We start from the raw sequence: 16710 nt of genomic DNA on the forward strand, positions 1-16710 counted from the left end.
CCCGGGAGTATGCAGATGACCGTCCAGGACGAGACCAACGTCGAGAGCGGGATCCTCCTCAGCGATGCCGCCGCGGCCAAGGTCAAGAGCCTGCTGGAGCAGGAGGGCCGCGAGGACCTCGCGCTGCGCGTCGCCGTGCAGCCCGGTGGTTGCTCTGGCCTGCGCTACCAGCTGTTCTTCGACGAGCGCTCGCTCGACGGCGATGTCGTGAAGGACTTCGGCGGCGTGAGCGTCGTCACCGACCGGATGAGCGCTCCGTACCTCGGCGGCGCCTCCATCGACTTCGTCGACACCATCGAGAAGCAGGGCTTCACGATCGACAACCCCAACGCCACCGGCTCCTGCGCCTGCGGTGACTCCTTCAGCTAGTCGCTTCGCGCACGGGCACAGCAGCGCCGCCCCCACCCGTTCGGGTGGGGGCGGCGCTGCTGTGTGAGCTGAATCAGTTCGGCTTGGTCGGGCCGTGGGTGACGACGCGGTCACTGGGCATCGGGTCGGTGACCGGCAGGGTCTTCCCGGTGGTGGTGTCCACCACACCGCGGCCGTCCAGCGGCGAGGCCAGGGTGGTGCTGACCGTCTGCGGGGTCATCACGGCCGCGCACATCTGCCCCGGCTTGGGGCCCTGGGTGACCACCACGGTCACCCTGACCACTCCGGACACCGACTCGTCCGCGTGCAGGCCGTACTTCTCGCAGATACCGCCGTAGAAGTGCACGCTGAGGGTGGTGCCGGAGGTGGAGTAGCCGGTGGCCGTCACGGCCCTCGCACCTGTCGACGTGGAACCGGAGCTCGACGGGGCGGGGATGTTCGGCCCGCCGGGCTGGATGCTGGTCCCGCTGCTCGCTGACGGCACCGTGACGACCACGGAGGCCGAGGTCGAGGGCGCCGCCGAGCTGCCGGCGTTCACCGCGGAGCCCGAAGCGCAGGCCGTGGCGCTGCCGAGAGCGACGGCCCCGAGCACCGCGAGTGCCGCCGCCGTCCGCGCGGTCGTCCGGGTAGTCGTCCTGTGAGTCACTGCTGCCTCCCGTGCTGTCCCGTATAGCTGAACGAGGATGGGACGGGGAAGGTGCGGAACAGGTTCCGCCGGATCAGTCGCCGAAGTCGGAGAGGTCCCGGACCAGGGCGGCGGAACGCGCGCTGACCTTGAAGCCGGGGTGCACGGGCTGGTCGGCGGCGGCCTTGTCGGTGGTGGCCACCAGCGGCCAGAACAGACCCATCCGGCGGGAGGTGTGCACCAGACCCGCGAGGGTGTCGGCGTCGGCGTCACCGCGGAGGTGGGCGGGGACCTGGATCGGGTTGTTCCTGGGCAGCATGGCGCGCTCCGAGGTCGGCTCCGGCGGCGAGGGTCCCGCCGCCTACCTCCGACCCTAGATCGGGAACAGAGCGCATTCCAGACCTACCAGAGGGTAACCGGCCAGTACCGGTGAGGTGACGCAGGGTGCGGCCGGTACGGTGTTCGGGGGCAGACAACTGTCGGCGCCCTGTGTGCAGTCCCGTTCAGTCCCGCTTCGAGGAGCCTTTCCGTGCGCATCGCTGTCACCGGATCGATCGCCACCGACCACCTGATGACCTTCCCCGGACGCTTCGCGGAGCAGTTCATGGCGGAGCAGTTGCACACCGTGTCGCTCTCCTTCCTGGTCGACACCCTGGACGTGCGCCGGGGCGGGGTCGGCCCCAACATCTGCTTCGGGATGGGCCTGCTCGGTCTCAGCCCGATCCTGGTCGGCGCGGCCGGGGCCGACTTCGCCGAGTACCGCTCGTGGCTGGACCGCCACAACGTGGACACCAGCGCGGTGCGGATCTCCGAGACCCGGCACACGGCCCGGTTCGTCTGCACGACTGACACCGACCACAACCAGATCGCGTCCTTCTACACCGGCGCGATGAGCGAGGCCCGGAACATCGAGCTGCGGCCGATCGCTGAGCGGCTCGGCAGCCTCGACCTGGTGCTGATCGGCGCGGACGACCCGGAGGCGATGGTCCGGCACACCGAGGAGTGCCGCGACCGCGGGTACGCGTTCGCGGCCGACCCCTCGCAGCAGTTGGCCCGTCTCGACGGGGAGGACATCCGGAGCCTGGTCGACGGGGCGACGTACCTCTTCTCCAACGAGTACGAGAAGGCGCTGATCGAGACCAAGACCGGCTGGTCCGAGGAGGACATCCTGGACCGGGTGGGCGTGCGGGTCACCACGCTGGGCGCGAAGGGCGCCCGGATCGACCGCAAGGGCGAGCCGCCGGTGCTGGTGGGCTGCCCCGCGGAGAACGTCAAGGCGGACCCGACCGGGGTCGGCGACGCGTTCCGCGCGGGGTTCCTGGCGGGGCTGACCTGGGAGCTGGGGCTGGAGCGGTGCGCGCAGATCGGCTCCATGCTGGCTACCCTCGTCATCGAGACGGTGGGCACCCAGGAGTACGAGCTGCGGCGCGGACACTTCCTGGAGCGCTTCGCGGTGGCCTACGGGGAGGAAGCCGCGGCGGAGGTGCGGACCCACTTGCGTTGAGCGGTCGGCTCCACGTCGGCGGGTGGCTTATGTTCGCGCAGTTCCCCGCGCCCCTAGCATGTGCAACTGAGCCAGTTGCAGACCCGCAGGGGCGCGGGGAACTGCGCGGTCAGGAAAGACGGCGGATCAGGTAGGCGACTGCGTTCAGCCCCTCCGCGGGTTCGCTCCCCACGTACTCCTGAGAACGCATCTCACACCAGGCCGGGATATCGAGCCCTGCGGCCTCGTCGTCGGAGAGCACTCTGATGAGCCCGCCGACCGGAACGTCGCCGAGGTGTTTGGCCAGCTCGATCACCGGGATCGGACAGCGGCGGCCCAGGGTGTCCAAGGTCAGCTCGTCCGTCGACGGGGTTGCTGACGGAGCGTCGAGCGTCGCGCGGACCGCCGCGACCGCCCCCGGGAGAACCTCCAGGAAGCTGTCGATGTCGGCGTCCACGCAGTCCCCCGGCAGGGACACCCGGATGTTGCCCTCGGTGAGAACCCCCATCGCGGCCAGCACATGGCTCGGCGTCAGCGTGCTGGACGTGCAGGAGGAGCCGGAGGTGACGGCGAAGCCGGCCCGGTCCAGTTCGCCCAGCAGCGCTTCTCCGTCGACGTAGAGGCAGGAGAAGGTCAGCAGGTGGGGCAGTCGCTCCTCGGGGGCGCCGAGCACCGCCAGGTCGGGGACCAGGCCCGGCAGGGCCTCCCGCAGTCGGGCGATCCTGGCGTGCTGGACGGCATTCAGCGCCGCCGCCTCCTGGCGGACCGCCCGCAGCGCGACCGCCGCTGCGATCACCGCGGGGACGTTGACATAGCCGGGCACCCGCCCGGCCTCCCGGTCGTCGGCCGGCAGCGGTGAGCGGTAGCGGACGCCCTTGCGGACCGCCAGCACGCCGACCCCGGCTGGTCCGCCCCACTTGTGCGCGGAGGCGGTCAGCAGCGACCAGCCCTCCGGCGCGCCCATCGGCCCGGCCGACTGCGCGGCGTCGACCAGCAGCGGCACCCCCCGCTCGGCGCACAGCGCGGCGACCTCGGCGACCGGCTGTACCGTTCCCACCTCGTGGTTGGCCGACTGCAGGGCGGCCAGCGCGGTGCCGGGGCGCAGCGCCTCGGCGAACGCCTCTGGGTGGACCCGTCCCTGACGGTCCACCGGGACGGCGGAGGAGGTTCCCCCGTCCGCCTCATGTCGCTCGGCCGCATGGAGTACGGAGGAGTGTTCGACCGCGGAGTGGACCAGGTGTCGCCCGTTCCGGTGATTCCCGGCGAGCGCGCCCAGCACCGCGAGCTGGTTGGCCTGCGTCCCCGACGTGGTGAACGCCACTTCGTCGGTACGGGCCCCGAGTTCCGCGGCGACGGTCTCGCGGGCGGCGTCCAGCAGCATCCTGGCCCGGCGTCCGTCCCGGTAGAGCCTGGCCGGGTCGGCCCAGCCCTCGTCGAGCGCGGACAGCAGCGCCTGCCGGGCGAGCGGGTGCAGCGGGGCGGTCGAGGCTGCGTCGAAGTACGGCACCTTCACACGGTAGCGAGCGGGTCCTTGTCGGCACGTCAGGGGGCCGTCCGCAGGGTGATCGTCCGGGTCGCTTATGGTGTGTCAGCCGGGCGCCTCCGGTGCGTCGCCGGAACGGTCCCAGGGTGTGCGAAGTGCCCATCTGACCAGGGATTCCACCCGTTCGGGGGCCATCCGGGGGCCGCACCGGCGCGTTAGCCGGACCTGCCCGCGAAGCTCCGACAGCCCTGGAGTAGGGTTTGGCCCGCATAAACATCCAAACCCTGCCCGCTGACCGGGCCGCCGGGACCACAGTTACCCGGGTGGCGCGTGAGCGGGCGAGACTTCGGGAAGGCGCTACGTGAGTCCCAACGGCTCCGACCGCTCGCCGCGGCGCTCGATGCGGCGGAAGCTGCTCTCTGCGCTGACGCTGGGCCTCGTCCTTGCCACCGCCACTGGCTGCTCGTCCTCGCAACTGCCCCGGCTCGGCCTGCCCACTCCGCGTGACGAGCAGGGCAAGACCGTCCTCTTCATCTGGCAGAGCTCGTGGATCGCCGCGCTGGCGGTCGGTGTTCTCGTCTGGGGACTGATCCTGTGGAGCGTGTTCTTCCACCGGCGCAGCCGTTCCAAGATCGAGGTGCCGCCGCAGTTCCGGTACAACATGCCGGTCGAGGCGCTGTTCACCGTGGTCCCGCTGATCATGGTGTCGGTCTTCTTCTTCTACACCGCGCGCGACGAGGACTACCTCCTCAAGACCCCGACGCCGGCGACCACGGTCAACGTCGTCGGTTTCCAGTGGAGCTGGGCGTTCAACTACAACCACAGCGTCACCAACAAGAGCCAGGGCGACGTGGCCGGTGACGACGGTGGCGCCTACGACGTCGGCACGCCGGGAACCCCGCCCACGCTGTGGCTTCCGCTGGGGGAGAAGGTCGAGTTCGACCTCACCTCGCGTGACGTGATCCACGGCTTCTGGCCGGTCGACTTCCTGATGAAGATGGACGTCATTCCCGGTGTCGTGAACAAGTTCGAGGTGACTCCCACCGCGCTCGGCACCTTCCGCGGGAAGTGCACCGAGCTCTGCGGTGTCGACCACTCGCAGATGCTGTTCAACGTCAAGGTGGTCACCCCGGCGGAGTACGACGCGCACATCGCCGAGCTTCGCGCCAAGGGCCAGAAGGGCTTTGTGCCCGCGGGCATCACGACCACCGGAGCGGACAACGCCAAATGACGATCCTCAACGAACCCCAGGGTCTCAGCGGCGGGACCACCGCCGTGGGCCGGAAGAGCGCGCTTGAGCGCAAGTCCGGGACCCAGGTCATCAAGTGGATGACCACCACGGACCACAAGACCATCGGCACGCTGTACCTGGTCACCTCGTTCGCGTTCTTCATCATCGGCGGCATCCTGGCGCTGACGATGCGTGCGCAGCTGGCGCAGCCGAACGGCTCGGTCCTGACGAACGAGCAGTTCAACCAGGCGTTCACCATGCACGGCACGATCATGCTGCTGATGTTCGCCACCCCGCTCTTCGCCGGCTTCACCAACTGGATCATGCCGCTGCAGATCGGCGCGCCCGACGTGGCGTTCCCGCGGCTGAACATGTTCGCGTACTGGCTGTACCTCTTCGGCTCGCTGATCGCGGTGGGCGGCTTCCTCACCCCGCAGGGCGCGGCCGACTTCGGCTGGTTCGCCTACTCGCCGCTGTCGGACGCGATCCACTCGCCGAGTGTCGGCGCCGACATGTGGATCATGGGTCTGGCGCTCTCCGGCTTCGGTACCATCCTCGGCTCGGTCAACTTCATCACCACCATCATCTGCATGCGCGCCCCCGGCATGACGATGTTCCGGATGCCGATCTTCTGCTGGAACGTGCTGCTCACCGCCGTTCTGGTGCTGCTGGCCTTCCCGGTCCTCGCGGCGGCCCTGCTGGCGCTGGAGGCGGACCGCAAGTTCGGTGCGCATGTCTTCGACCCCGCCAACGGCGGGCCGATCCTGTGGCAGCACCTCTTCTGGTTCTTCGGCCATCCAGAGGTGTACATCATCGCGCTGCCGTTCTTCGGGATCATCTCCGAGGTCATCCCGGTGTTCTCGCGCAAGCCGATGTTCGGCTACCAGAGCCTCATCGCGGCGACCATCGCCATCGCCGGCCTCTCGGTCACCGTGTGGGCCCACCACATGTACGTCACCGGCGCGGTGCTGCTGCCGTTCTTCTCCTTCATGACGTTCCTCATCGCGGTCCCGACCGGGGTGAAGTTCTTCAACTGGATCGGCACCATGTGGCGGGGCTCGCTGAGCTTCGAGACGCCGATGCTGTGGAGCGTCGGTTTCCTGGTGACCTTCCTCTTCGGCGGTCTGACGGGTGTTCTGCTCGCCTCCCCGCCGATCGACTTCCACGTCTCGGACTCCTACTTCGTGGTGGCGCACTTCCACTACGTGGTGTTCGGCACGGTCGTCTTCGCGATGTTCGCGGGCTTCCACTTCTGGTGGCCCAAGATGACCGGCAAGATGCTGGACGAGCGCCTGGGCAAGATCACCTTCTGGATGCTGTTCGTCGGCTTCCACACCACCTTCCTGGTGCAGCACTGGCTGGGCGCCGAGGGCATGCCGCGTCGTTACGCGACCTACCTGCCCACCGACGGCTTCACCACGCTGAACCTGATCTCCACCATCGGGTCGTTCATCCTCGGCGCCTCGATGCTGCCGTTCTTCTACAACGTCTGGAAGACCGCGAAGTACGGCGAGAAGGTCGACGTCGACGACCCGTGGGGTTACGGCCGTTCGCTGGAGTGGGCGACCTCCTGCCCGCCGCCGCGGCACAACTTCCTCACCCTGCCGCGGATCCGCTCCGAGTCCCCGGCGTTCGACCTGCACCACCCGGAGATCGCGGCGCAGGACTACCTGGAGAACCACGGCGAGGTGCCCCCGCACCTGGTCGCCGCACTGGAGGCAGCCGCTGCCGACACCGAGAAGGAGGCGGGTGACCGATGAGGGAACAGGGCAAGATCTTCGCTGGCTTCGCCGTCTTCGTCCTCGGCATCGCGATCTGGTACGGCATCTGGTCCAAGGACCCGACCGGCACCACGGCGCTGTTCATGGCCTTCGCGCTGGGTGCGTTCATCGCCTTCTACCTGCTGTTCACCGCGAAGCGGGTGGACACCGGCGCCTCGGACAACCCGCAGGCCGAGGTGTCCGACGACGCCGGCGTCCAGGGCTTCTTCAGCCCGCACAGCTGGCAGCCGCTGATGCTGGGCATCGGCGGGGCGCTGATGTTCAGTGGTGTCATCTTCGGCTGGTGGCTGATGTACTTCTCCACCCCCATCCTGCTGATCGGCATCTTCGGCTGGGTGTTCGAGTACTACCGGGGCGAGAACCAGACGCAGTGAGGTCCTCCCCTTGAAGGGGCGGCAGACCGTTTCCACGGTCTGGCGCCCCTTCTGCATTTATTTCTGCTGCATTATTTCCAGGTCACTCGTTGGGGCGCTGCGAGTGGGTGTAATGCAGTGATTCTTCCTAGGATGTGACGGTACGTCGCCTATCGGCGCATCGGAAGGACAAGGGCATGAGGGCTCGGTTTCTGGCAGCAGCGGCGATGATGACGGGTCCGTTGCTGCTCTGCGGGTGCAGCGGCGGCTCCGGTGGCCTGGGCCACGAGAGCTCGGTGGACGCGGCCGGGCTGGTCAGCCTCAGCCCGAGCGGGCGGACCGTGGATCCGAGCCTGCCGGTGCTGGTGACGGCCGCCCGCGGGCAGCTCACCGATGTCGTCGTCACCGCCGCCGACGGGCGCAGGCTGGCCGGGGCGGTCACCGCCGACGACCGCAGCTGGCGCTCCAGCGGGCCGCTGAGCGCGGGGGAGCAGTACACGGTGCGGATCAGCGCCGACAACGGCGACGGCGGGCGCGGAACCACCGTCCAGGAGTTCGCCACCAGTCCCGCGCCGAAGACCCTGACCATGAAGCTCACGCCCGGCGACAAGGCCGTCTACGGCGTCGGGGAGCCGATCACGGCGACCCTGAGCACCCCCGTGCACGACCCGGACGCCAGAAGGGCCGTGGAGCGCGGTCTGACGGTCGATTCCACCCCCTCGGTGCAGGGCGGCTGGTACTGGGTGGACGACAGCACCCTGCACTTCCGTCCCAAGTCCTACTGGCCCGCGCACGCCGTCGTCAGCGCCGCCTTCGACATGCAGGGCCGGCCGGTCGGCGGCGGCCTCTACGCCGGAGCCCCCAGCCGGATCTCCTTCAGCACCGGGGACAAGCTCTTCGCGCTCACCGACGCCGGCAGCGACGAGATGACCGTCTACCGCAACGACCAGGTGATCCGGACCCTGCCGATCACCACCGGCAAGCCGGGCTTCTCCACCCGCAGCGGGTTCAAGGTGGTGCTGGAGCAGACGCCGGTGGTCCTGATGGACTCCAGCACCATCGGCATTCCGGCGGGCAGCTCGGAGTCGTACCACAAGGACGTGCACTGGGACACCAGGGTCACCTGGAGCGGCGAGTACGTCCACGCGGCGCCCTGGTCGGTGGACCAGCAGGGGATCGCCAACGTCAGCCACGGCTGCACCGGGATGAGCACCGCGAACGCGCACTGGTTCTACGACACGGTCCGGCGCGGCGACGTGGTGCAGGTGGTCAACAGCTACGGCCACCGGATGGAGACCTTCAGCAACGGCTTCGGCGACTGGAACCTGTCCTGGGACGACTGGCTCAAGGGCAGCGCGCTGGGCCGTCCGGTCAGCACCGGCGCTGTCTCCGGGCCGGTGTCGACGCCGGTGGGGTACCTCCGTCCCCAGGCCTGACCGGCCCTCAGCAGGGGCCCTCAGCAGGTCGAAGGCCCCTCCCGCAGCACGCGCGGGAGGGGCCTTCGGGTGTGGAGCAGGATCAGTGGTGGCCGTGGCCGCTGGTGATCTCGGCGTGCTCCTCCGGGGTCGGCTTGGGGATCTGCGCGGCCTCGCCGAAGTAGCTCTGCGAGAGCTTGGCGCGGAGCTTGGTGACCGCCCCGACCTTACGCTTGACGCCGTTCTCGTCCACCTCGGCCGGCAGCTCCATGGGCTGGAACTGGTCGTGCGCGGTGATGGTGTGCAGCGCCTCCGGGGAGAGCTGCTCGTGCACCTCGATGAACTCACCGTGCGGCAGGCGCTTGATGGTGCCGGTCTCGCGGCCGTGCAGGACCTTCTCCCGGTCGCCGCGCTGCAGGCCGATGCACCAGCGCTTGGTGACCGTGAAGGCGATCACCGGGCCGACGAAGAACAGGATCCGGCAGGCCCAGGTGATGGTGTTGATCGAGAGGTTGAAGTGCGTGGCGAACAGGTCGTTGCCGCCGGCCACCAGCAGGATCAGGTACTCCGCGATCCAGGCGACGCCGAACGCGGTGCGCATCGGCGCGTTGCGCGGGCGGTCAAGGATGTGGTGCTCGCGCTTGTCGCCGGTGATCCACCCCTCCAGGAAGGGGTAGACCGCGATCACGATCATCACCAGGCCGAAGATCATCAGCGGGATGAAGACACCGAGCTCCAGGGTGTGTCCGAAGGCCCTGATCTCCCAGCCCGGCATGATCCGGATCAGGCCCTCGGAGAAGCCCATGTACCAGTCCGGCTGGGCGTCGGTGGACACCTGGTCGGGGCGGTAGGGGCCGTAGGCCCAGATCGGGTTGACCGAGGCGATCGCCGAGACCATCGCGATGACACCGAAGACCAGGAAGAAGAAGCCTCCCGCCTTGGCCATGTAGACCGGCATCAGCGGCATGCCGACGACGTTCTTCTCGGTCCGGCCGGGGCCCGCGAACTGGGTGTGCTTGTGGTAGAAGACCAGGATCAGGTGGGCCACCAGCAGGCCCAGCATGATGCCCGGGATCAGCAGCACATGGATGGTGTAGAAGCGCGGGATGATGTCGTTGCCGGGGAACTGGCCCCCGTACAGGAACATCGCGATGTAGGTGCCGACGATCGGCATCGACAGGATCGCGCCCTCCATGAAGCGGATACCCGTGCCGGACAGCAGGTCGTCCGGGAGGGAGTAGCCCATGAAGCCGTCGAACATGCCCAGGAAGAGCAGCAGGAAGCCGAACAGCCAGTTGATCTCGCGGGGCTTGCGGAACGCGCCGGTGAAGAAGACGCGCATCATGTGCACCAGCATGGCCGCCACGAAGACGATGGCCGCCCAGTGGTGGATCTGACGGATCAGCAGGCCGCCGCGGACGTCGAAGCTGATGTCCAGGGTGGACTTGTAGGCCTCCGACATCCGGATGCCGTTCAGCGGGGTGTAGGAGCCGTGGTAGACGACCTCACCCATGCTGGGGGTGAAGAACAGCGTCAGGTAGACGCCGGTCAGGATGATGATGATGAAGCTGTAGAGGCAGATCTCGCCGAGCATGAAGGACCAGTGGTCCGGGAAGATCTTCCGCAGGTTGGCCTTGGCCAGCCCGTAGATGCCGAGCCGGCCGTCGACCCAGTCCGCCGCCTTCTCGCCGAGGTGGGCCTGTTCGACCCCGGCCTCGCTGTGGCCGACCTGGTGGTCGTCGTGTTCGCCGACCGCTGTGGGTTCCGCGTGAGTGGTCATGGTTAGCTGCGCTCCCAGAAGCCGGGGCCGACGGGCTTGCTGAAGTCGCCGAGTGCCTCGAGGTAGCCGTCGCTGTTGACCGAGATCTGCAGCTGCGGCAGGGGGTGCCCGGCCGGGCCGAAGATCACTCGGCCACCGTCGGAGAGGTCGAAGGTCGACTGGTGGCACGGGCAGAGGACGTGGTGCGTCTGCTGCTCGTAGAGGCTGATCGGGCAGCCGACGTGGGTGCAGATCTTGGAGTAGCAGAGGACGCCCTCGTACCCCCAGCCCGCGGACGCCTGGTCCTTGATGTCGGCGGGCTGCATCCGCACCAGCATCACCGCGGCCTTGGCGATGACCTCCTGGAAGTTCTCGTCGCTCTCCTCCACGCCTTCCGGCTTGGCGAAGGTCAGCGAGCCCACCGTGATGTCGGAGGCCTTCATCGGCTCGTTGGTGTTCATGTTGACCAGGCGCTTGCCCTTGGCCCACTCGGTGGTGTCGAGCTTCTTCTCCGGCAGCGGGCCGAGGTCGCGGAACAGCACCACCGCGGACAGCGGGACCATCGCCATGGCGCCGATCATCGTGTTGCGGATCAGCTTGCGACGGCCGAAGCCGCTCTCCTTGGCGCCCTGGCGGAAGTCCGCGAAGACCTGCTCGCGCACCTCGGGGGAGGCCTCGATCGGGTGGCGCTCGGCGATGTGCTCCTCGTCCGACATCAGCGTGCGGGCCCAGTGGACCGCGCCGGCGCCGATGGCGAACAGCGAGACGCCGAGGGTCATGCCCAGCGCGAAGTTGAGCTTGCTGATGTGGCCGATCGGGAAGATGTAGACCGTGTTCCCGAGCTCCGGCCCCGGCTTGAAGATCACGTAGGACGCGATGAAACCGATCGTCGCGACCATCGAGAGCAGGAACCACATCGCCACCTGGCGCTCCGCCCTCGCGGCGGCACGCTCGTCGATGTCGGTACGGCGGTGCTCGTGGGGCGGCAGCCCCGGATCGGCGAAGGCGTCGCCGTGGACGGCGAGCTCTCCGCCGTGGGCCCCGTGGGCCTCCGGCAGGTGTTCTTCAGACATGTTGTCCTGGCTCGTCATGACTTCTTGGCCTTGGGGGTGCGGGCGGCGATCCAGATCGCGATGCCGATCAGGGCGCCCAGTGCGAAGATCCAGCCGAACAGGCCCTCGGTCACCGGGCCCAGTGCGCCCAGGGTCAGACCACCGTAGCTGGGGTTCTTCGCCGGGTCCGTGGTGTGCTGCACGTAGGCGATGATGTCCTGCTTGTTCTGCTGGGACAGGGTGCTGTCCGGGAAGCTCGGCATGCTCTGCGGGCCGGTGAGCATGGCCTCGTAGAGGTGCTTGGCGCTCACGCCGTCCAGCGAGGGTGCGTACTTGCCCTCGGACAGCGCGCCGCCGGATCCGGCGAAGTTGTGGCACTCAGCGCAGTTGGTACGGAACAGCTCTCCACCCTTGGCGACGTCGCCGGCGGCGTACTGCTCGGACGTCGGGATCGACGGTCCGGCGCCCAGGGAGGCCACGTAGGCGGCCAGCTCGTTGATCTCGTCCTGGGTGTAGATCACCTTCTTGGCCGGGATCTGCGCGCCGGGCTGCTGGGCCGGCATCCGCCCGGTGCCCACCTGGAAGTCGACGCTGGCGGAACCCACGCCCACCAGGCTGGGCCCGATGCTCGTCCCCTCTCCGCTGAGAGCGTGGCAGCTGGAGCAGCCGACGGCGAACAGCTTCTTGCCCTGCTCGATCTGCAGGGACTGGCTGGTGTCGGCCTGGGCTGTGCCGGCCGGCGCGAACGCCGCGTACAGCCCCCCGGTCGTCGCCAGCGCAAAGAGTAGGACGACGAGCGCTGCCAGCGGGTGGCGCCGTCGTGCGGAGAGCTTTTTCACGGATTAACCCCGGTGTGAGGATCTGGAGCGTCTGGAGTCTGGTTGACCGTCAGGTCGGTCTGTGGGGAACCGCCCGGCGGTGCGCCGAGAGGACGGTCCGACCCTGGCCTACTTGATCAGATAAATGGTCGCGAAGAGGCCGATCCAGACCACGTCGACGAAGTGCCAGTAGTAGGACACGACGATCGCCGCTGTGGCCTGCTCGTGCGTGAACCGCTTGGCGGCGTACGTACGGCCGAGGACCAGCAGGAAGGCGATCAGACCACCCGTCACGTGCATGCCGTGGAAGCCGGTGGTCAGGTAGAACACCGAGCCGTAGGGGCCCGAGGACAGAGAGATGTGGTCATCCCGGACCAGGCTCGTGTACTCGTAGATCTGACCGCCGATGAACATCGCACCCATGATGAAGGTGACGATGAACCAGGCCCTGAGCTTCTTCACGTCGCCGCGCTCGGCGGCGAAGACACCCATCTGGCAGGTGAAGGAGGAGAGCACCAGCACCGTGGTGTTCACCGACGCGAAGGGAACGTTGAGGGCTTCGTTGATTGAGTGCCAGTACTCCGTCCCGGTGACCGAGCGGAGTGTGAAGTACATCGCGAAGAGGGCCGCGAAGAACATCAGCTCGGAAGCCAGCCAGACGATGGTTCCGACGCTGACCAGGTTCGGCCGGTTGACCGATCCGTGTGCGTGCCCGGTTTCTACTGCAGTTGCTGTCGCCACGACGGTCATTATGTCGGTCGCTTATTCCGTCTTCACTCCGGGGGGTGTTCCTCGGTGTGTCCGCCCGGTGACGTACCCTCCGGCGGTGGTCGGACCCCTGACGACCTCGCAGGTAGCCCGGATGGCCGGGGGCGCCGCCGGGCGGTGCCGGCGCGCGACAGGCAGCCGGGTCCCTCGAAATGGTGAACCCTGAACGGCCGGACGGCTGCCGTCCCGGCCGGCGTCCGGATCTTCCCGGTTCGCACCGGTGCTTAGGGGGGTGCTTCGGGAGTAGCATCCGGCGCAGACGACGAAGTGACCCCGATCACTTGCCGGACCGAGGACATCCCCAGGGGGACGGACCATGGCACTGCACGTTCTTGTCTACAGCGACGACCGCAGCACCCGCGAGCAGGTCCTGCTGGCGCTCGGGCACCGCCCGGCGACGGACCTGGCAGAGCTTCAGTACCTGGAGTGCGCCACCGCGCCGGCCGTCCTGAAGGCGCTGGACGCCCATGCCAAGGGGACCCGGCGGCTGGACCTGCTGGTGCTGGACGGCGAGGCCACCCCGGTCGGCGGGATGGGGCTGGGCCGGCAGCTGAAGGACGAGGTCTACGGCTGCCCGCCGGTCCTGGTCCTGATCGGCCGCCCGCAGGACTCCTGGCTGGCCGGCTGGAGCCGCGCGGACGCCGCCATCGCCGCGCCGGTGGACCCGGCGGCCCTGGCCGAGGCCGCGGTGGCGCTGCTCCGCAGCGATCGGACCCATCTCGTCGGTTGAGATCTTCCACGGGGCGGCCTGCACGGTCGCTAGGCTGGGCCTCTCCTTACTCCTTTGGACATGAGAGGCCCAGGCCATGGCGAACGTGATCCCTGCGAACGGCGGCGGCGACCCCGTGCAGGCGCGGTCCTGGCCGGATCTCCTGAGCATCCTGATCGCCGGCACCGACCTGTCGACCGACGAGACCGCCTGGGCGATGGACCGGATCATGAGTGGGGAGGCCTCGCCGATCCAGATCGCCGGCTTCCTGGTCGGGCTGCGGGCCAAGGGCGAGACGGTGGAGGAGATCGCCGGGCTGGTCGACTCCATGTACGCGCACGCGAACGTGATCGAGGTGCCGGGCCGGGCCGTGGACATCGTCGGCACCGGCGGGGACCGGGCCAGGACCGTCAACATCTCCACCATGTCGGCGATCGTCGCGGCCGGGGCCGGGGCGCTGGTGGTCAAGCACGGCAACCGGGCCGCCTCCTCCGCGAGCGGGGCCACCGATGTGCTGGAGAAGCTGGGCGTCAACCTGGAGCTGACGCCGCGTAGGGTGGCCGAGGTCGCCCTGGAGGCCGGCATCACCTACTGCCCGGCCCCGGTGTTCCACCCCTCGATGCGCCACGCCGGCCCGGCCCGGGTCGGCCTGGGCGTCCCCACCGCGTTCAACCTGCTCGGCCCGCTCACCAACCCGGCCCGGGTCGGCGCCAACGCGGTGGGCTGCTTCGACAGCAGGATGGCCGGCCTGATCGCCGGGGTGCTGGCCCGGCGCGGCGCCTCCGCGCTGGTCTTCCGCGGTGACGACGGCCTGGACGAGCTCACCGTGACCGGGACCTCCACGGTGTGGCAGGTCCGCGACGGCGAGGTCGAGCGGATCCGCTTCGACCCCCGGGACGTGGGGATCACCCCGGTCGGCATCGAGGCGCTGCGCGGCGCCGACTCCAGCTACAACGCCGAGGTGGCCCGCCGGGTGCTGGCGGGGGAGCAGGGCCCGGTCAGGGACGCGGTGCTGCTCAACTCGGCCTCGGCCCTGGTCGCCCTGGACCAGACCGACGCACCGCTGACCGAGCAGCTGGCGGCGGCGATGAAGCGCACGGCGGAGTCGATCGACTCCGGCGCGGCGGCAGCGGTACTGGCCCGCTGGGCTGCGGCGACGCACAAGTAGGCAGGGAGTCGCGCCCCGGGGAATTGGAGCGTCCCAGATTCCGGACAGGGGTTCGCCCACCGGGCGGACCTCTGGCATAGTGCTGATCAGGTCACGAGTGACAGCGCGCGGTTTCTGACCGCTGCAGCCCCGGCTTGCTGTCCGGCAACCCTCCGTCCGTGGCGGGGTGCCTCCGGGTGACGACCAGGCCCTACGGCAACAATGCCGCAGGGCAAGCGCGGATCCCTTCTGATCAGGCCTTGTGCCGGGGGTCCACTGGATTCCCTGGAGGGGTCTGTGTCGGCGTACCCGAATACTTCCACCGTGTGTCAGCCGCTCGCGGTGCTCGGCCGCGACGTCGAGGTCCCGCTGGTCAGCGGTGCCAAGGTGACCTACGCCGCGCTGGACTACGCCGCCAGCGCGCCGGCCCTGCAGCGGGTCTGGGACGACGTCGCCGCCTACGCCCCCTATTACGGCAGCGTGCACCGCGGCGCGGGCTACCTCTCGCAGCTGTCCACCGACCTGTTCGAGCAGAGCCGGGCCACCGTCGCCGAGTTCCTGGACCTGCGCGAGGACGACCAGGTGGTGTTCACCCGGGCCACCACCGACTCGCTGAACCTGCTCGCCGGCGTGCTGCCGGCCGGGACCAGGGTGTTCGCCTTCGAGACCGAGCACCACGCCTCGCTGCTGCCCTGGCGCAAGCATGACCTGACCGTCAGCTACCTGCGCGCCCCGCGCTCCCCGGAGGAGGCGGTGGCGGCGCTGGAGGAGGCGCTGGCGGGCAGCGTGCCCGGACCCAAGCTGGTCTGTGTGACCGGGGCGTCCAATGTCACGGGGGAGATCTGGCCGGTCCGGGAGCTGGCCGCGACCGCGCACCGGCACGGCGCACGGATCGTCCTGGACGCCGCCCAGCTCGCCCCGCACCACCCGGTCTCGGTCCGCGAACTGGACGTCGACTGGGTCGCCTTCTCCGGGCACAAGCTCTACGCGCCCTTCGGCGCCGGCGTGCTGGCCGGCCGCGGCGACTGGCTGGACGCGGCCGAGCCCTACCTGGCGGGTGGCGGCGCCAGCCGCACCGTGGCCAGGGAGACCGACGGCTCGGTGGCGGTGGAGTGGCACCGGGGCCCGCAGCGGCACGAGGCCGGTTCGCCCAACGTCATCGGCGCCTATGCCATCGCCTCGGCCTGCCGTGCCCTGGGCGAGGTCGGCTTCGACGCGCTGGTGGCCAGGGAGCAGTACCTGATCGACCGTCTGCGGACCGGGCTCGCCGGGATTCCGCAGGTCAGGGTGTTGACCCTGTTCGGCGAGGAGCACCCGCGGGTGGGCGTGCTGTCCTTCGTCGTCCAGGGCTGGAACAGCTCGCACTTCTCCGCCGCGCTGTCCGCGGAGTACGGCATCGGGGTGCGGGACGGGCTTTTCTGCGCGCATCCGCTGGTGCGGACGCTGCTCGGCGGGGAGGCGGCTGCGCCTTCCGAGTGCGGGGCGCCGGAAGCTTCGCTGCCGGGGGAGCGGAGTCTGAACGCCATTCGGGTGAGTTTTGGTGCGGGCACGCCGGACGAGCACGTCGATCGGTTTGTCGAGGCGGTGCGGGAGTTGGTCACTGACGGGGCCCAGTGGTCCTACCGGACCGAGGGTGGGCGGTGTGTGCCGGATACGCGGCGGGCGTGATTTTTCGGGTGCGGGTCGTGGGTGGCTTGTCGCGCAGTTCCCCGCGCCC

General features: G+C 69.1%; 17 protein-coding genes and 1 riboswitch. Of the genes, 10 read left to right on the forward strand and 7 right to left on the reverse strand.

Annotated features, from left to right (window positions below; all coding sequences use genetic code 11):
* Positions 1-15 precede the first annotated feature (15 nt).
* On the forward strand, positions 16-369 hold the full coding sequence (locus tag ABH941_RS05655; protein WP_030248533.1) for an iron-sulfur cluster assembly accessory protein: 354 nt from the start codon (positions 16-18) through the stop codon (positions 367-369).
* Between the two features lie 73 nt (positions 370-442).
* Here ABH941_RS05655 and ABH941_RS05660 read toward each other — a convergent pair whose 3' ends face one another.
* The gene (locus tag ABH941_RS05660) at positions 443-757 is read right to left on the reverse strand and encodes a hypothetical protein (protein ID WP_370127464.1); all 315 of its coding nucleotides are present in this window, start codon (positions 755-757) and stop codon (positions 443-445) included.
* On the opposite strand from ABH941_RS05660, the gene ABH941_RS05665 reads away from it, so the two are divergent.
* On the forward strand, positions 747-1010 hold the full coding sequence (locus tag ABH941_RS05665) for a hypothetical protein (protein WP_370127465.1): 264 nt from the start codon (positions 747-749) through the stop codon (positions 1008-1010). The two genes, ABH941_RS05660 and ABH941_RS05665, sit on opposite strands and share 11 nt — an antisense overlap.
* A gap of 78 nt (positions 1011-1088) precedes the next feature.
* Here the strand turns inward: ABH941_RS05665 and ABH941_RS05670 are convergent, their stop codons facing one another.
* Positions 1089-1313, reverse strand: a complete 225-nt coding sequence (locus ABH941_RS05670) for a hypothetical protein (RefSeq protein ID WP_370127466.1) — start codon at positions 1311-1313, stop codon at positions 1089-1091.
* 210 nt (positions 1314-1523) lie between these two features.
* On the opposite strand from ABH941_RS05670, the gene ABH941_RS05675 reads away from it, so the two are divergent.
* Positions 1524-2498 carry a carbohydrate kinase family protein gene (locus tag ABH941_RS05675; protein WP_370127467.1) on the forward strand — a complete coding sequence of 325 codons (975 nt, stop codon included), beginning with the start codon at positions 1524-1526 and terminating at the stop codon, positions 2496-2498.
* 109 nt (positions 2499-2607) lie between these two features.
* Here ABH941_RS05675 and ABH941_RS05680 read toward each other — a convergent pair whose 3' ends face one another.
* On the reverse strand, positions 2608-3984 hold the full coding sequence (locus ABH941_RS05680; protein WP_370127468.1) for a cysteine desulfurase/sulfurtransferase TusA family protein: 1377 nt from the start codon (positions 3982-3984) through the stop codon (positions 2608-2610).
* A 337-nt stretch (positions 3985-4321) separates the two neighbouring features.
* Between ABH941_RS05680 and coxB the strand changes: the two genes are divergently transcribed.
* The 4 genes from coxB to ABH941_RS05700 all read left to right on the forward strand — a co-directional run bounded on the left by coxB (position 4322) and on the right by ABH941_RS05700 (position 8761).
* A complete protein-coding gene (coxB, locus tag ABH941_RS05685; RefSeq protein ID WP_370127469.1) occupies positions 4322-5191 on the forward strand; it encodes a cytochrome c oxidase subunit II in 870 nt (289 codons plus the stop codon).
* Positions 5188-6951, forward strand: coding sequence for a cytochrome c oxidase subunit I (ctaD, locus tag ABH941_RS05690; protein ID WP_370127470.1), 1764 nt, complete (start codon positions 5188-5190; stop codon positions 6949-6951). Before coxB ends, ctaD begins: the two co-directional genes overlap by 4 nt.
* On the forward strand, positions 6948-7346 hold the full coding sequence (locus ABH941_RS05695; RefSeq protein ID WP_134010247.1) for a cytochrome c oxidase subunit 4: 399 nt from the start codon (positions 6948-6950) through the stop codon (positions 7344-7346). The genes ctaD and ABH941_RS05695 overlap by 4 nt, the downstream gene beginning before the upstream one ends.
* 176 nt (positions 7347-7522) lie before the next feature.
* Positions 7523-8761: an Ig-like domain-containing protein gene (locus ABH941_RS05700; protein ID WP_370127471.1), complete on the forward strand. Its 1239-nt coding sequence runs from the start codon at positions 7523-7525 to the stop codon at positions 8759-8761.
* Between the two features lie 82 nt (positions 8762-8843).
* Here the strand turns inward: ABH941_RS05700 and ABH941_RS05705 are convergent, their stop codons facing one another.
* From ABH941_RS05705 to ABH941_RS05720, 4 genes are all read right to left on the reverse strand, one after another.
* A complete protein-coding gene (locus ABH941_RS05705; protein WP_370127472.1) occupies positions 8844-10520 on the reverse strand; it encodes a cytochrome bc complex cytochrome b subunit in 1677 nt (558 codons plus the stop codon).
* A gap of 2 nt (positions 10521-10522) precedes the next feature.
* Positions 10523-11590 carry a ubiquinol-cytochrome c reductase iron-sulfur subunit gene (locus ABH941_RS05710; protein WP_134010253.1) on the reverse strand — a complete coding sequence of 356 codons (1068 nt, stop codon included), beginning with the start codon at positions 11588-11590 and terminating at the stop codon, positions 10523-10525.
* On the reverse strand, positions 11587-12390 hold the full coding sequence (locus tag ABH941_RS05715) for a c-type cytochrome (RefSeq protein ID WP_370127473.1): 804 nt from the start codon (positions 12388-12390) through the stop codon (positions 11587-11589). Before ABH941_RS05715 ends, ABH941_RS05710 begins: the two co-directional genes overlap by 4 nt.
* A gap of 108 nt (positions 12391-12498) precedes the next feature.
* Positions 12499-13119 carry a heme-copper oxidase subunit III gene (locus tag ABH941_RS05720; RefSeq protein WP_370127474.1) on the reverse strand — a complete coding sequence of 207 codons (621 nt, stop codon included), beginning with the start codon at positions 13117-13119 and terminating at the stop codon, positions 12499-12501.
* A 334-nt stretch (positions 13120-13453) separates the two neighbouring features.
* Here ABH941_RS05720 and ABH941_RS05725 point away from each other — a divergent pair, with 334 nt between their 5' ends.
* From ABH941_RS05725 to ABH941_RS05735, 3 genes are all read left to right on the forward strand, one after another.
* Entirely contained in the window at positions 13454-13867 is a 414-nt protein-coding gene (locus tag ABH941_RS05725) for a hypothetical protein (RefSeq protein ID WP_370127475.1), read from the forward strand.
* A gap of 76 nt (positions 13868-13943) precedes the next feature.
* Entirely contained in the window at positions 13944-15014 is a 1071-nt protein-coding gene (gene trpD, locus ABH941_RS05730) for an anthranilate phosphoribosyltransferase (RefSeq protein ID WP_370127476.1), read from the forward strand.
* Between the two features lie 89 nt (positions 15015-15103).
* Positions 15104-15238, forward strand: a riboswitch (SAM riboswitch).
* 52 nt (positions 15239-15290) lie between these two features.
* The gene (locus ABH941_RS05735; protein WP_370127477.1) at positions 15291-16661 is read left to right on the forward strand and encodes an aminotransferase class V-fold PLP-dependent enzyme; all 1371 of its coding nucleotides are present in this window, start codon (positions 15291-15293) and stop codon (positions 16659-16661) included.
* Positions 16662-16710 lie beyond the last annotated feature (49 nt).

It is taken from the genome of Streptacidiphilus sp. EB103A, assembly GCF_041261405.1.
In the GTDB taxonomy this organism is placed as follows: Bacteria; Actinomycetota; Actinomycetes; order Streptomycetales; family Streptomycetaceae; genus Streptacidiphilus.

Coding starts and splice junctions, on each gene's coding strand:
- ABH941_RS05710 (WP_134010253.1), bottom strand. CDS start 11,590: ATGACGAGCCAGGACAACATGTCTGAAGAACACCTGCCGGAGGCCCAC.
- ABH941_RS05695 (WP_134010247.1), top strand. CDS start 6,948: ATGAGGGAACAGGGCAAGATCTTCGCTGGCTTCGCCGTCTTCGTCCTC.
- ABH941_RS05670 (WP_370127466.1), bottom strand. CDS start 1,313: ATGCTGCCCAGGAACAACCCGATCCAGGTCCCCGCCCACCTCCGCGGT.
- ctaD (WP_370127470.1), top strand. CDS start 5,188: ATGACGATCCTCAACGAACCCCAGGGTCTCAGCGGCGGGACCACCGCC.
- ABH941_RS05725 (WP_370127475.1), top strand. CDS start 13,454: ATGGCACTGCACGTTCTTGTCTACAGCGACGACCGCAGCACCCGCGAG.
- trpD (WP_370127476.1), top strand. CDS start 13,944: ATGGCGAACGTGATCCCTGCGAACGGCGGCGGCGACCCCGTGCAGGCG.
- ABH941_RS05720 (WP_370127474.1), bottom strand. CDS start 13,119: ATGACCGTCGTGGCGACAGCAACTGCAGTAGAAACCGGGCACGCACAC.
- ABH941_RS05700 (WP_370127471.1), top strand. CDS start 7,523: ATGAGGGCTCGGTTTCTGGCAGCAGCGGCGATGATGACGGGTCCGTTG.
- ABH941_RS05705 (WP_370127472.1), bottom strand. CDS start 10,520: ATGACCACTCACGCGGAACCCACAGCGGTCGGCGAACACGACGACCAC.
- ABH941_RS05655 (WP_030248533.1), top strand. CDS start 16: ATGACCGTCCAGGACGAGACCAACGTCGAGAGCGGGATCCTCCTCAGC.